General features: G+C 66.5%; 12 protein-coding genes. 5 read left to right on the top strand and 7 right to left on the bottom strand.

Translation table 11 applies throughout. The features are described 5' to 3' along the window. Positions 1 to 46: 46 nt before the first annotated feature. From CHB99_RS13570 to CHB99_RS13555, 4 genes are all read right to left on the bottom strand, one after another. On the bottom strand, positions 47 to 2,107 hold the full coding sequence (locus CHB99_RS13570) for a hybrid sensor histidine kinase/response regulator (RefSeq protein ID WP_042125562.1): 2,061 nt from the start codon (positions 2,105 to 2,107) through the stop codon (positions 47 to 49). 56 nt (positions 2,108 to 2,163) lie between these two features. Further along, on the bottom strand, positions 2,164 to 3,573 hold the full coding sequence (gene mapR / locus CHB99_RS13565) for a GntR family transcriptional regulator MpaR (RefSeq protein WP_042125561.1): 1,410 nt from the start codon (positions 3,571 to 3,573) through the stop codon (positions 2,164 to 2,166). A gap of 40 nt (positions 3,574 to 3,613) precedes the next feature. After that, positions 3,614 to 5,023, bottom strand: coding sequence for a cytochrome c oxidase accessory protein CcoG (gene ccoG / locus CHB99_RS13560; protein WP_042125559.1), 1,410 nt, complete (start codon positions 5,021 to 5,023; stop codon positions 3,614 to 3,616). A 121-nt stretch (positions 5,024 to 5,144) separates the two neighbouring features. Then, entirely contained in the window at positions 5,145 to 5,384 is a 240-nt protein-coding gene (locus tag CHB99_RS13555; protein ID WP_042125557.1) for a DUF3203 family protein, read from the bottom strand. Positions 5,385 to 5,528: 144 nt separating this feature from the next. Between CHB99_RS13555 and CHB99_RS13550 the strand changes: the two genes are divergently transcribed. Then, positions 5,529 to 6,044, top strand: coding sequence for an MgtC/SapB family protein (locus CHB99_RS13550; RefSeq protein WP_042125555.1), 516 nt, complete (start codon positions 5,529 to 5,531; stop codon positions 6,042 to 6,044). A gap of 573 nt (positions 6,045 to 6,617) precedes the next feature. Here the strand turns inward: CHB99_RS13550 and CHB99_RS13545 are convergent. The 3 genes from CHB99_RS13545 to CHB99_RS13535 form a co-directional block, all read right to left on the bottom strand. Beyond that, positions 6,618 to 7,517, bottom strand: a complete 900-nt coding sequence (locus CHB99_RS13545; protein ID WP_042125553.1) for a hydroxymethylglutaryl-CoA lyase — start codon at positions 7,515 to 7,517, stop codon at positions 6,618 to 6,620. A 23-nt stretch (positions 7,518 to 7,540) separates the two neighbouring features. Then, positions 7,541 to 7,942, bottom strand: a complete 402-nt coding sequence (locus CHB99_RS13540; protein ID WP_042125551.1) for a MerR family transcriptional regulator — start codon at positions 7,940 to 7,942, stop codon at positions 7,541 to 7,543. An 83-nt stretch (positions 7,943 to 8,025) separates the two neighbouring features. Then, positions 8,026 to 8,685 carry an HAD family hydrolase gene (locus CHB99_RS13535; protein ID WP_042125549.1) on the bottom strand — a complete coding sequence of 220 codons (660 nt, stop codon included), beginning with the start codon at positions 8,683 to 8,685 and terminating at the stop codon, positions 8,026 to 8,028. An 81-nt stretch (positions 8,686 to 8,766) separates the two neighbouring features. Here CHB99_RS13535 and lexA point away from each other — a divergent pair, with 81 nt between their 5' ends. From lexA to CHB99_RS13515, 4 genes are read left to right on the top strand one after another with little or no spacing between them, the layout of a single operon-like run. Then, positions 8,767 to 9,384, top strand: a complete 618-nt coding sequence (lexA, locus tag CHB99_RS13530) for a transcriptional repressor LexA (RefSeq protein ID WP_042125548.1) — start codon at positions 8,767 to 8,769, stop codon at positions 9,382 to 9,384. Further along, positions 9,384 to 10,001: a translesion DNA synthesis-associated protein ImuA gene (gene imuA, locus CHB99_RS13525; RefSeq protein ID WP_042125546.1), complete on the top strand. Its 618-nt coding sequence runs from the start codon at positions 9,384 to 9,386 to the stop codon at positions 9,999 to 10,001. The genes lexA and imuA overlap by 1 nt, the downstream gene beginning before the upstream one ends. Before the next feature lie 6 nt (positions 10,002 to 10,007). Next, positions 10,008 to 11,429: a Y-family DNA polymerase gene (locus tag CHB99_RS13520; RefSeq protein ID WP_042125543.1), complete on the top strand. Its 1,422-nt coding sequence runs from the start codon at positions 10,008 to 10,010 to the stop codon at positions 11,427 to 11,429. Further along, positions 11,405 to 14,503 (top strand): error-prone DNA polymerase, encoded by a 3,099-nt coding sequence (locus tag CHB99_RS13515; RefSeq protein ID WP_212555911.1) that lies wholly within the window; start codon positions 11,405 to 11,407, stop codon positions 14,501 to 14,503. The genes CHB99_RS13520 and CHB99_RS13515 overlap by 25 nt, the downstream gene beginning before the upstream one ends.

Below are 14,503 nucleotides of genomic sequence, written 5' to 3'. Positions count from 1 at the left end.
TACATGGGCTCCACAGCACGTTGGAAATTTTCACCTGACCACCAATCTAGACCAGCATCTGCTCCACCCGCAGCACCAGCGCTTCCAGCCCGAACGGCTTGGTCATCACGCTCATCCCCGGCGCCAGTTGCCCGTCGCTCAGCGCGGCGCTTTCGTCGTAGCCGGTGATGAACAGCACCGGCAACCCCGGATGCGCCAGGCGCAGCGCTTCCGCCAGTTGCTTGCCATTCAGCCCGCCGGGCAGGCCGATGTCGCTGATCAGCAGGTCCGGTGCCGGCCCGTTGCGCAGTGCCGGCAGGGCGGCCACGCCGCTGTTGTAGACATCGACCCGGTACCCCGACTCCTCCAGCACCTCGCTGATCACCATGCGCAGGGTTTCCTGGTCTTCCACCAGGACGATATGCACGCCACTGCCCTGGGCGACGAGGGGCGTGGCCGCGCCCGGCGCCTGGTGCGCCGCCGGCTGCTGATGATGCCGCGGCAGGTACAGTTCGATGCGCGTGCCCTTGCCCGGCGCGCTGACGATGCGCAGTTGCCCGCCGGACTGACGCACGAAACCGTAGGCCATCGACAGGCCGAGCCCGGTGCCCTGGCCCAGCGGCTTGGTGGTGAAGAACGGATCGATGGCCCGTGCCGCCACCTCGGCGGACATGCCCAGGCCGTTGTCCGCGACACTCAGGCACAGGTAATGCCCGGCGGCCAGGTCCAGCGGTGACCCGCGTTCTTCGTCGAGGCTCAGGTTCTCGATATGGATATCGATCAGTCCACCACCTGGCAGGGCATCGCGGGCATTGATGCACAGGTTGAGCAGGGCGCTTTCCAGTTGCGGCGGGTCGATGAAGGTCGGCCACAGGTCGTCGGCGAAATGGCTGCGCACTTCGATGGACGGGCCGACGCTGCGGCAGATCAGTTCCTGCATGTCGCTGATCAGGCTGCCGACGTGGGTCGCCTGGGGCAGCAGGGTCTGCTGGCGGGAGAACGCCAGCAGGCGGTGCACCAGCGAGGCGGCGCGTTGGGCCGAGCCGCTGGCGGCATCGAGCAGCGGGCCGAGGTCGGCATGCCGCTCCTGCTGCAGGCGCTGGCGCATCAGCTCGTGGGCACCGAGGATGCCGTCGAGCAGGTTGTTGAAGTCATGAGCGATACCGCCGGTGAGCTGGCCCACCGCTTCCATCTTCTGCGCCTGGCGCAAGGCTTCCTCGGCGCGCAGCAGACGCTGCTGTTCCGCGACCCGGGTGCTGATGTCATAGGCGAACAGGTAAGCCCCGCGCAGCGTGCCGTGCTCGTCGTGGAGGATATTGAAGCGCAGCTCGTAGTGCCGGCGGCGCTCGCCGCTGCCGAACTCGCCGGTCTCGATGAACGCCTCGCCGGCCAGGGCCCGTCGCCACAGGGCCAGGCCGCGGGCGCAGTCGGAGGGATGGCGACGCAGGGTGTATTCGACGCTGTCGCCGACACAGGGGGCTTCGTCGTAGAGGTAGTGGAAGTCGCGCAGCGCCTGCTGGTTGATCGCCATCCAGCGCAGGTCGGGGCTTACCACCTGGACACAGGCGATGCTGTTGTCCACCAGCTTGGCCAGCAACTGGCGCTCGGCCACGGTCTGCAGGACACGCTGTTCCAGCTGCTCATTGAGCTGTTGCAGGGCCTCTTCGGCGCGGCGGCGTTCGGTGACGTCCTTGAACAGCACAGCGACCTGGCGACGTTCGAGCGGTTCGATGCGGAAGGTGGTGATCGAGAGGACGCGGCCGGTGGCCACCAGTTCCTGTTCGAAGTGCAGTGGCTGACCGGTACGCAGCACCGCGCCGTAGCGGGCCACCCAGTCGTCGGCCTCGTCCGGCACCATTTCCCGCAGTTTCTGTCCGACCACGTTGGGGATGCCGGCGTGCCGCGCATAGGCGGCGTTGGCCAGGACGTGGATGTAATCGCTCAACGGGCCGTGGGGGCCATCGAAGAACTCGATGACACAGAAGCCCTCGTCCATGGTGTCGAAGAGAAAGCGGTAGAAGTCCTCGTCCAGCGGCGGTTGCTGTACCAGTTGTTGTTCGAGGGCAGCATTGCGCTGTTGCAGCTCACGCAATTGCAGGCGCAGTGAATCGAGTTCGCTGGAAGGCATGGAAACGTCCGGACGCAAGCCAATGCCGCCACTGTAGACCGACGGCTGGCTGGCGGCTAGAAAGAACGTACGATCCTTCCGAGGGTTTCCATGGCTTTTTCCGATTGCTCGCTCCATGGGCTGCCGTAGTTCAGGCGAATGCAGTTACGGAAGCGCCGGGTCGGCGAGAAGATTGGCCCCGGGGCGATGCTGATGCCCTGGGCCAGGGCCATCTGGAACAGCTTCAGGGAGTCCATGCCTTCCGGCAGTTCCAGCCAGAGGAAGTAGCCGCCGGAAGGATGGCTGACCCGCACCGTCGCCGGAAAGTAGCGGCCGATCGCGGCGAGCATGGCGTTCTTCTGTTCTTCCAGGGCATAGCGCAGGCGCCGCAGGTGGCGGTCGTAGCCGCCGTGCTGGAGGTAGTCGGCGATGGCCGCCTGGGCCGGCATCGAGGCGCACAGCGAGGTCATCAGTTTCAGGCGTTCGATCTTCTGCGCGAAACGCCCGGCGGCGACCCAGCCGATGCGGTAGCCCGGGGCCAGGCTCTTGGAAAACGAACAGCAGTGCATCACCAGGCCTTCGCTGTCGAAGGCCTTGGCCGGCTTCGGCGCCTGCTGCGCGTAGTACAGCTCGGCGTAGACGTCGTCCTCGATCAGCGGCACCTGGTGCTGGCGCAACAGTTCGACCAGGGCGCGCTTCTTGTCCTCCGGCAGGCTGGCGCCCACCGGGTTCTGGAAGTTGCTCATGCACCACACGGCCTTGACCGGATGCCGTTCCAGGGTCTGCGCCAGCACGCCGAGGTCGATGCCCTCGCGCGGATGCACGGGAATTTCCACGGCCTTGAGCTTGAGCCGTTCCAGCACCTGCAGGCAGGCATAGAAGGCCGGGGCTTCGATGGCCACCAGGTCGCCCGGCTCGGTCACTGCCTGCAGGCACAGGTTCAGCGCTTCCAGCGCGCCGTTGGTGATCAGCAGTTCCTCCATCGGCAGCATCAGCCCGCCGACCATGTAGCGCAGGGCGATCTGCCGGCGCAGTTGCGGATTGCCGGGCGACAGGTCGGTGACCACCATGCGCGGGTCCATGTCGCGCGTGGCGCTGGCCAGGGAGCGGGCCAGGCGCTGCAGGGGAAACAGCGCCGGGCTGGGGAAGGCCGAGCCGAACGGCACGGTGTGCGGATCCTTGATCGATTCGAGGATGGAGAACACCAGCTCGCTGACATCCACTTCGGTGGACTCGCTGGCCGGCTCGCCGATCTGCGGCTCGCTGAACGGCCGCGGTGCGTGGGCGTTGACGAAATAGCCCGAGCGCGGCCGGGCGCGGATCAGCCCGCGGCGTTCCAGCAGGTAATAGGCCTGGAACACCGTGGACGGGCTGACCCCGTAGGTCTGGCTGGCATAGCGCACCGACGGCACCCGTTGTCCGGGGCCGAGAACCCCGGTGTAGATCAGTTCGGCAATGTCGTCGGCGAATTTCTCGTAGCGTTTCATCATGGCTCTGCAGGTTCGGCGGGCAACGCAGTGTAGGGGATCAACGGTTCAACGGCGCAACGAAACGGCTGCGGGCGACGCTGCGAATCGCCGGCTGGTCGCTGTCCACCAGTTCGAAGTCCAGCTCCAGGGAACTGCTGGCGGGGCGATCGGCGAGCATCGCCACCGAGACCGGCAACTCGGCCATTTCCCCGGCGGGGATGCTGAAGCGAGTCTTGCCGTGCAGTTCGAAGCCCTCGGCGTCGAGCAGGCGCAACTGGTATTCCTGTGGCTGCTGGGTCTTGTTGATGACCTTGAGGATGTAGATGTTCTCGATCTGGCCCTGGGCGTTCTCGCGGAACAGGCCACGGTCCTTGATCACGTCCATGGAGACCATCGGGCGCTCGTGCAGGGCGATGACCAGGGCACCGATCATCGCCACCAGTACCGTGACGTAGCCGAGCAGGCGCGGACGCAGCCAGTGGGTCCGGCCACCTTGCAGGGTGTGCTCGGACTTGTAGCCGATCAGGCCGCGCGGGTAGTTCATCTTGTCCATGATGCTGTCGCAGGCATCGATGCACGCCGCGCAGCCGATGCATTCCATCTGCAGGCCGTCGCGGATGTCGATGCCGGTGGGGCACACCTGCACGCACATCTGGCAGTCGATGCAGTCGCCCAGGCCCTTGGCGTGGTGGTCGACTTCCTTCTTGCGCGGCCCGCGGGTTTCGCCGCGGCGCGGATCGTAGGCCACGGCCAGGGTGTCCTTGTCGAACATCACGCTCTGGAAACGCGCATAAGGGCACATGTGCATGCACACCGCTTCGCGCATCCAGCCGGCGTTGATGTAGGTGGCGCCGGTGAAGAACAGGATCCAGAACAGGCTGACGCCACCGGCCTGCAGTGTGAACAGCTCCTCGGCCAGGGGACGGATCGGGGTGAAGTAGCCGACGAAGGTCAGGCCGGTGAGCACGCTGATGGCCAGCCACAGGCTGTGCTTGACGGCGCGGCGGGCCAGCTTGTTCGGGCCCCAGGGGGCCTTGGCCAGTTTCATGCGCTGGTTGCGGTCGCCCTCGGTGACTTTTTCGCACCACATGAACAGCCAGGTCCAGGTGCTCTGCGGGCAGGTGTAGCCGCACCACACCCGCCCGGCGAAGACGGTGATGGCGAACAGGCCGAAGGCGCAGATGATCAGCAGGGCGGACAGAAGGATGAAATCCTGCGGCCAGAAGGTTGCGCCGAAGATGTGGAACTTGCTTTCCGCCAGGTCCCAGAGCACCGCCTGGCGACCGTCCCAGTCGAGCCAGGCGGTGGCGAAGAACAGCAGGAAAAGGAAACCCGCGCCACCCAGGCGCAGGTTGCGGTACAGACCGGAGAAACTGCGGGTGTAGATGTGTCCGTCGCTGCTGGCGGCCTTCTTCTTGTGGGACGGCTCGGCAACTTCGACGATCTGGACAGGGATGTGTTCGCTCATGGTTCGTCGCTCATCAGGCCTCGATCAGGCCAGAGCACTATGGCGCCCCATCTGTTTGCATAACAGGCTCAGGTATTTGTGTAAAAACCGTATCAGATTCTCCTGGAAATGGCTCGAAGCCTTAGATTATCGAGCCCGGAACGCTGCTCTTCAGATGCCTGCGACCATCCACCGCACCCGCCACGGTGAGCGCGTCGGCCTCGGCTTCGGTGATCGGCACGCGCTTGCCGGCCAGTTCCGCGACCGACATGCGCAGGTGCTCGTCGGTCACCACCCGCACTTCCTCGGCGGCGCCTTCGATATTCAGGTCTTCGCCGATCAGCGTGCAGCGGCGGGTCTGTTCGTCGATCTCGATGGGCATGGCGTGATCCTCGTCACGGGGGGCTTATCGCTTGTGACCGCAGGGCGGCGCGGGTTGCCTCCGGCAACCGATCAGCGGTCGCGTCGCACTTTGCTCGGGCGCTCGTTGTCCATCGTCTGACTTCCCTGACAATGGACAAGGACCATGGACGCCTGGTGGCACGAAGTGTGGGTGACCCTGGTGGCGGAATTTGCCGACATCACCGATGCCAGGCAGTTGACCCAGGTGTCGGTGCGCCTGCTGATGGCTGCGCTGCTGGGCGCGGTGCTGGGCTTCGAGCGGGAGATGAAGGGCAAGGCCGCCGGTGTGCGTACCCACATGCTGGTGGCGATCGGCGCGGCGCTGTTCGTCCTCGTGCCGCGCATGGCCGGGGTCGACGATGCGGCGCTGAGCCGGGTGGTGCAGGGGATCGTCGCCGGCATCGGTTTTCTCGGCGCGGGCACCATTCTCAAGGGCCGCGATCAGGAGGCCAGTCACGTCAAGGGGCTGACCACCGCGGCCGGCCTGTGGATGACCGCCGCCATCGGTGTTGCCGCCGGCATGGGGCGCGAGGCCACGGCGCTGTTCAGCACGGTGCTGGCGCTGGTGGTGCTGGGGGTGATGCCCTGGGTGGTGGACTGGCTGGAGGGGAAGGAGGAGAAGCGGGACGACAGGCGTTGAAAAAGCCCTGAATGCACTGAGGGGAGCCGAAGCTCCCCTCAAAGATTGTTGCGTGCTCTTTTTTTGTTATTGGAGGGCGGTCTATTGTTGTTTTTGGCAACCGTTGCCTCTTTGGTGCTTGTGCGATCCCCATCCGGGATCAAGAGCAAACGTATTTTTTTGAGCGCTGATCGACCTTCATCATTGCTGATCCAACCGTGACGGGCGCTACCTTGAGGTAGTTTTATTGTTCTCTGTCTGGTTGCGGGGCACGCCCCCGAAAAGTCATCCACTCCAAAAAAATCAGTTAGCTTCGTCTCTGCCGTATTGTTCTTGTTGTGTCAGATCCGTTACGTCTTGTTTTTATTGGGTTTGCCGCATTTTTTATTCTTGTTGTGCCAGAGATATAGCAGATGCCGTGCCAACTTTTTAAAACCCAATGAAATCAGGGGTTTGATCGGTTTGAGAAAAATTCTGGCACGGGAAAATCCGCTGATTTGTTTCCGTGTTACCCGGTTTTTCCCTGGGAAGTGTGAAGGCGGTAACACTTTGTGAGCCCGCGCGAGGTGTTACCGCCATGTTTCAGCAGGGGATTCAGCAGGCGTTGCGCGCACGCGCCACACGGGAGCCAGTGGCGCGCCCGAGCACCAGACTGATGCGTTGCCCGGCTTCGATGAGCTTTTCCAGGTCAATGCCGGTCTCGATACCCAGGCCTTGCAGCATGTACAGCACGTCCTCGCTGGCGACGTTGCCGCTGGCGCCCTTGGCGTACGGGCAGCCGCCGAGGCCGGCGACCGAGCTGTCGAAGACGCTGATGCCTTCCAGCAGGCTGGCATACACGTTGGCCAGGGCCTGGCCGTAGGTATCGTGGAAATGCCCGGCCAGTTGCGGGCGCGGCACCTGGGCGCCGACCACGTTGAACAGGTGGCGGGTAGCGCCCGGAGTGCCGGTGCCGATGGTGTCGCCGAGGGAGACCTCATAGCAGCCCATCTCGTACAGCTCGCGGGCCACCGCGGCGACCTGGGCGGCATCCACCTGGCCCTCGTAGGGGCAGCCGAGCACGCAGGACACGTACCCGCGCACCCGCACACCGTGCTGGCGCGCGGCGTCCATGATCGGCACGAAGCGTTGCAGGCTCTCGCTGATGGAGCAGTTGATATTGCGCTGGGAGAAGGACTCGGACGCGGCGGCGAACACCGCCACTTCCTTGACCCCGGCGCCCAGGGCGTCCTCGAAGCCGCGCATGTTGGGGGCCAGGGCGGCATAGGTCACCCCGGGCTGCTGGCGGATGCCGGCGAAGACCTCGGCCGAGCCGGCCATCTGTGGCACCCACTTGGGCGAGACGAAACTGCCGACTTCGACGTAGGACAGGCCGGCGGCGGTGAGGTCATCGACCAGGCGCACCTTGTCGGCGACGCTGATGGGTTGGGCTTCATTCTGCAGACCGTCGCGAGGACCGACTTCGACCAGACGAACTTTGGCGGGCAATGGCATGGCGTGGGGTTTCCTGATGGGGCTCAGTGGCCGTTGTTCTGTTTGTTCAGGGTGGCCGTCAGCGCCTGCATGCAGCGCTCCTCGGCGGTGTCCAGTTCCAGTTGCATCTGCTGGATGTCGAGCAGTTGCTGTTCCAGCTGGGCGCGGCGTTCGGCGATCTTCGCCAGCATGCTGTTGAGCTGCTTGGTGTTGCCCCCGCTGGGGTCGTACAGCTCGATCAGCTCGCGGCATTCGGCGAGAGAGAAACCAATGCGCTTGCCACGCAGGATCAGTTTCAGGCTGACCTTGTCGCGGGCCGAGTAGATGCGTTCCAGGCCGCGGCGTTCGGGGCTGAGAAGCCCCTGCTCCTCGTAGAAGCGGATCGCCCGGGTGGTGATGTCCAGCTCGCGGGACAGGTCGGAAATGCTGTAGGTCTGGCTGCTCATGGGTGGGCTCTGGTAAAGACAATGGGCCTAACCTAAAGCCAGGTTGACGTTTACGTCAAGGTGATTGGCGAGGCAGGCGAAAACTATCTTCCGCTCATCCGCGCAATCACTTCCCACAACCGCGCATCCTCGAAGTCCGCCACAGCCAGGCTCGCACCCGCGGCCATCAGCGCCTGCGCCGACTGGCTGGTGGTCAAGCCCACGGTGAAGATCCCGGCGCCACTGGCGGCCTGCACTCCCGGCAGCGAATCCTCGAACGCCAGGGCCGTTTCGGCCCGCGCAGCCAAACGCTGCAAGCCGGTGAGATAGGGCAGTGGGTCCGGCTTGGCCCGGGCCAGTTCCTCGGCCACCAGAACAGGCTCGAAACGTCCCTCCAGCCCCAGCGCGGCGAGCATGTGCTCGGCATTGGCCCGCGGCGCATTGGTCACCACCGCCATGCCGATACGGCGGCCTTGCGCGTACTCCAGCAGGCGCAGCAGCCCGGGCGTCGGCTGCAGGGTTGGCGACAGCTCGCGAAAACGTGCCTCCTTGCGCTCGGCGAAGAGCAGATGCTCGCTCAGTGGCCGGTCCGGAAACAGGTAACGGCACAGATCGGCATTCGCCCGTCCACTGATATGCGCCTCGAATTGCGCCTCGGTCAGCGTGCGGCCGTCCTCGTGCAGCAGTTGCTGCATGGCCAGCAGATGGAGCTTGTCGGTATCGGCGAGGGTGCCGTCGAGATCGAAGAGCAGGGCGTCGAGCATGGGGGAACATCCGGTAACAGTGACTGGCCATCATACCTGCCGATCGACGGGGCTGGTCAGCGCGGAAGGAAAAGAGTACAAATGTGCTCCATGACCAGACTCTCTCCCAAACGCAGCGCCATTCTCGCTTTCATCCGCGATCGCATCGCCGGAGAAGGGCGACCGCCCAGCCTCGCCGATATCGCCCAGACCTTCGGCTTCGCTTCGCGCAGCGTGGCGCGCAAGCATGTCCAGGCCCTCTGTGAGGCGGGTTTCATCGAAGTCACCCCGAACCAGGCGCGGAGCATCCGCCTGGCCGGGCCCCTGCGTCGTCCCGAGGTGCTGGAGATCCCGGTGCTCGGCCAGGTCGCCGCGGGGCGGCCGATCGGTCCGGACGTGGATATCCACGAGCAGCTCATGCTGGATGCCCACCTGTTCAGCCGCACCCCCAGCTATCTGCTCAAGGTCCGCGGTGACTCGATGATCGACGACGGCATCCTCGATGGCGACCTGGTGGGCATCCGTCAGCAGGCCGAGGCTCGCGACGGGCAGATCATCGTCGCCCGCCTCGATGGCGAGGTGACCATCAAGCGCTTCGAACGCGGCGTCGGCCATTACCGCCTGCTGCCGCGCAACCCGGCCTATGCGCCGATCATCGTCGGCCCGGAGCGCGACTTCGTCATCGAAGGGGTGTTCTGCGGCCTGGTGAGGCGCGACTGATGGGCGCGGTGGTCAGCCTCGACGGGCTGCTCGACACCCGCCGGGTGTGGAAGGGCCGGCCACTGACCGAGGCGCATGGCCTGCAACCCACCGGGCATGCCGCGCTGGACGCCGTGCTGCCGGGAGGCGGTTGGCCGCCGGCGGCGCTCAGCGAACTGCTGCTGTCCGGCGAGGGCGCCGGCGAACTGCACCTGCTCTGGCCCAGCCTGGCCAGGTTGAGCCGGGCGGGGGAGCGGGTGGTGCTGGTTGCGCCACCGTTCATTCCGTACCCGCCCGCCTGGCAGGCGGCGGGGGTCGACCTGCGCTGGCTTGCGGTGGTCGAGGCCGAAGCCGGTGAAAGCCTCTGGGCCGCCGAGCAATGCCTGCGTTCCGGCAGTTGCGCGGCCGTGCTGTGCTGGCCGCAACGCGTCGACGACCGCGCCCTGCGCCGTCTGCAGGTGGCCGCGGAAACCGGCCAGGCCCTGGCCTTTGCCTGTCGCGACCAGGCCGCGGCGCTCAATCCTTCGCCCGCCGCCCTGCGTATCGCCATCGACACCCGGCCGGCGCAATGGCGGGTGCTCAAATGCCGTGGCGGACTGGCACCCAACCGCCCGATCGCTGCCGGACACACGGGGTGAAGTGGCATGCTCTGGGCCTGCATCCTGTTGCCGCAACTGGCGCTCGACAGCGTCCTGCGCGGGCGTGACGACGCCGACCAGCCGCTGGTGCTGCTCACCGGCCCGGCCAATCGCCGGGTGCTGCAGGCGGTCAATCCGGCCGCCCGTGCCCTCGGCCTGCGCGCCGGCCTGAGCCTGACCAGCGCCCAGGCCCTGGCCCAGGGCTTCACCACGGTCGAGCACGATCCCGCCGCCACCGAGCGTCAGCAGCGCCTGCTCGCGGCCTGGGCCTATCGCTTCAGTTCCCAGGTCAGCCTGCATTACCCCCGGGCGCTGCTGATGGAGGTGCGCTCCAGCCTTGGCCTGTTCGGTCCCTGGCCGCGTTTCGAAGCGCGCCTGCGCGAGGAGTTGCGGGCCCTGGGTTTCAGCCATCGCATCGTCCTGGCCAGTAATCCGGTGGCGGCGCGCATGCTTGCCAACGCCCATGACGGCCTCGCCGTCAGCGATCCCGAGGCGACCCGCGCCGCCCTGGCTGCCATGCCCATCGAACGTCTCGGGTTGCCGGCGGAAGCCGCCACGGCCTTCACCCGCATGGGCCTGCGTCGGCTCGACCAGGTGCTGGCCCTGCCCCGCGACACCCTGGCTCGGCGTTTCGCCGCCGAGGTGCAACTGCATCTCGACCGCCTGCTCGGCCTGCGCGCCATGGCCCTGGACTGTTACCTGCCGCCGGACCGTTTCGACTCGCGTCTGGAACTGAATTTCGATGTGGAATCCAGCCAGGCCCTGCTGTTCCCGCTGCGCCGGATGATCGAGGACCTGGCCGCCTTTCTCGCCGGACGCGATGCCGGGGTACAGCGCTTCAGCCTGTTCCTGGAGCACGCCGAAGGCGCCGACACCCTGCTGCGGGTCGGCCTGCTGGCGGCCGAGCGCGAGGCCGGGCGTCTGCTGGAACTGGCCCGTGGGCGGCTTGAGCAACTGACGCTGAGGGCACCCGTACGCAATCTGCGCCTGAGCGCCGAGGAACTGCCGGCCTTCGTGCCCCAGGCCGGCGAGCTGTTTTCGGCACGGGCCCAGCAACAGCAGAACTGGGAACAACTGCGCGAACGCCTGCGCGCGCGTCTCGGCGATGACGCCGTGCGCGCCGTGGGCGTGGTGGCCGATCATCGTCCCGAATGCGCCTGGCGCAGTGCCGGTCTGCCCGCGGCGAATGCCGGTGGCTGCACGGCACCGCGTCCCGGCTGGCTGCTGGATGAGCCCCGGGCATTGCCGCTGAACGGCCTGCGCCTGCTGGCTGGGCCGGAGCGCATCGAGTCCGGCTGGTGGGATGGCGGCGATGTGCGCCGCGACTACTACCTGATCGAGACCGCGTCCGGCCAGCGTGGCTGGGCCTATCGCCAGTTCGGCGACGGCCGCGACAGCCCGCTGTGGCTGCAGGGCTGGTTCGCATGAGCGGCTATGCCGAGCTGCACTGCCTGTCCAACTTCAGTTTCCAGCGCGGTGCCTCCAGTGCCCTGGAGTTGTTCGCCCGGGCCAAGGACCAGGGCTACCAGGCGCTGGCGATCACCGACGAATGCACCCTGGCGGGGATCGTGCGGGCCTGGCAGGCCTCGCTGAAGACCGGCGTGCCACTGATCGTCGGCAGTGAAATGCGTGTGGACGACGGGCCCAGGCTTGTCCTGCTGGTGGAGAACCTCAGCGGTTACCAGCATCTCTGCGCCTTGATCACCCGCGCCCGACGGCGGGCCGAGAAGGGCAGCTACCGCGTGCTGCGCGAGGATTTCGCCCAGCCCATGGACGGCCTGCTCGCTCTCTGGGTGCCGGAGGCGCCGGACGATCCCGCGCCAGGCCGCTGGCTGCGCGGGATCTTCGCCGAGCGCCTGTGGCTGGCGGTGCACCTGCACCACGGGCACGACGATCGTCAGCGCCTGCACGACCTGCGGCAACTGGCCCGCGAACTGGGTATCGAGCCGCTGGCCTGCGGCGACGTGCATATGCACAGCCGTGGACGGCGGGCCCTGCAGGACTGCATGACGGCCATTCGTCATCACACCACCGTCGCCGAGGCCGGGCATCGCCTGTTCGCCAATGGCGAGCGTCATCTGCGTGCCCAGGAGCAATTGAGGGCGCTGTATCCACCGGCCTTGCTGGAGGAAAGCACGCGGGTCGCCGCGCGTTGCCACTTCGATCTCAAGCGCGATCTCAAGTACCAGTACCCGCGCGAAGTCGTGCCCGCGGGCTACGACGCCGGCGGCTGGTTGCGGGAACTGTGCGAGCGGCGTATTCCCGAGCGCTGGCCCGGGGGCATCAGTGACAAGAACCGGATGGCCCTGGAGCACGAACTGACCCTGATCAGCGAGCTCGAATACGCGTCCTATTTCCTCACCGTGCATGACATCGTCCGCTTCGCCCGCGAGCGCGGGATTCTCTGCCAGGGGCGCGGTTCGGCGGCCAATTCGGTGGTGTGCTTCGTCCTCGGCATCACCGAGCTGGACCCGGGCAAGAGCAGCCTGCTGTTCGAGCGCTTTCTGTCCCGCGAGCGCAACGAGCCGCCGGATATCGACGTGGACTTCGAGCACGACCGGCGCGAGGAAGTCCTGCAGTACGTGTTCAACCGCTATGGTCGTCATCGCGCGGCGCTGACCGCCGTGGTCAGCACCTACCATGCCTCCGGTGCGGTCCGGGATATCGGTCGGGTACTGGGCTTGCCGCCGGATCAGCTGGGTGCCTTGTCCGACTGCTGCGGGCGCTGGAGCGACCGCGTGCCTTCGGCGGAGCGTCTCGTCGAAGCCGGCTTCGACCCCGACAGCCCGCTGCTGCACCGGGTGCTGACGTTGACCGGCGACCTGATGGGTTTTCCCCGCCACCTGTCGCAGCACCCGGGCGGTTTCGTCATCAGCGAACAGCCGCTGGACAGCCTGGTACCGGTGGAGAACGCCGCCATGGATGAGCGCACGGTGATCCAGTGGGACAAGGACGACCTCGACGCCGTCGGCCTGCTCAAGGTGGATGTGCTGGCGCTGGGCATGCTCAGTGCCTTGCGGCGCTGTTTCGATCTCTACCAGCGGCATCGCGGGCGCCGTCTGAGCATTGCCGGGATCCCCGCGGACGACCGGCCCACCTACGACATGATCAGCCGTGCCGACACCATCGGCGTGTTCCAGATCGAGTCGCGGGCGCAGATGGCCATGTTGCCGCGACTCAGGCCGCAGACGTTCTACGACCTGGTGATCCAGGTGGCGATCGTGCGGCCGGGGCCGATCCAGGGGGACATGGTCCATCCGTACCTGCGTCGGCGCAACGGAGAGGAGCCGGTGGTTTATCCCTCGGAAGAACTCAAGGCCGTCTTCAAAAGAACCCTGGGCGTACCGCTGTTCCAGGAGCAGGTCATGTCCCTGGCCATCGTCGCCGCCGATTACACCCCCGGCGAGGCCGATGAGCTGCGCCGTTCCATGGCCGCCTGGAAACGCCATGGCGGACTGGAGCCACACCGCATTCGCCTGACCGAAGGCATGCTGCGCAATGGCTACGATCTGGAATTCGCCAAGCGCATCTTCGAACAGATCAAGGGCTTCGGCAGCTATGGCTTCCCCGAGTCCCACGCCGCCAGTTTCGCCCTGCTGACCTACGCCAGTTGCTGGCTCAAGTGCCATGAGCCGGCGATCTTCGCCTGCGCCCTGATCAACAGCTGGCCCATGGGGTTCTACAGCCCGGACCAGGTCCTCCAGGACGCGCGCCGCCACTCTATCGAGATCCGTCCGGTGGATGTGCGGCACAGCCACTGGGATTGCACGCTGGAGCCGGGGGCGGGCGGGGCGCTGGCCCTGCGCATCGGACTGCGGCAGGTCCGCGGTTTTCGCCAGGAGGATGCCGAGCGCCTGGCCTGGGCGCGGGAGGCACGGGCTTTTCGCGATGTCGGTGATCTGTGCCTGCGCGCCGAACTGGATGGCCGCGCCCGCGACCTGCTGGCCGATGCCGATGCGCTGGCGGCGCTGGCCGGACACCGTTACCAGGCGCGCTGGGAAGTGGCGGCGGTGCAGGCGCAACTGCCGCTGTTCGCCGCCGTCGAGCCGACCCCGGAAGTGGCGGTGCAACTGCCGGCGCCGAGCCTTGGCGAAGAGCTGTTCGCCGACTACGCCAGCGTGGGCACCACCCTCGGCCCGCATCCGCTGGCTTTGCTGCGCCGCCGCCTCACCGGCCTGGGTTGCCGCAGCTCGCGGGCGCTGGACGATGTCGAGCACGGCGACAGCATCAGCGTGGCCGGGCTGGTGGTCGGCCGGCAGCGCCCGCAGACCGCCAGCGGGGTGACCTTCGTCACCCTGGAGGACGAGTTCGGCATGCTCAATGTGGTGGTCTGGCGCGACCTGGCCGAGCGCCAGCGGCGGGTGCTGGTGGGGGCGCAGTTGATGCAGGTGAGGGGCAAGCTGGAGTTCGCCGATGGCGTGCGCCATCTGATCGCCCGCCGCCTGGAGGATCTCAGCCCGTTGTTACACGGGCTGAATGTGCGCAGCCGGGATTTTCACTGA

Source organism: Pseudomonas japonica (assembly GCF_900188455.1).
Classification (GTDB): domain Bacteria; phylum Pseudomonadota; class Gammaproteobacteria; order Pseudomonadales; family Pseudomonadaceae; genus Aquipseudomonas; species Aquipseudomonas japonica.
Note: the sequence above shows the minus strand (reverse complement) of the source record. Positions and strands in the feature narration are given on the sequence as shown.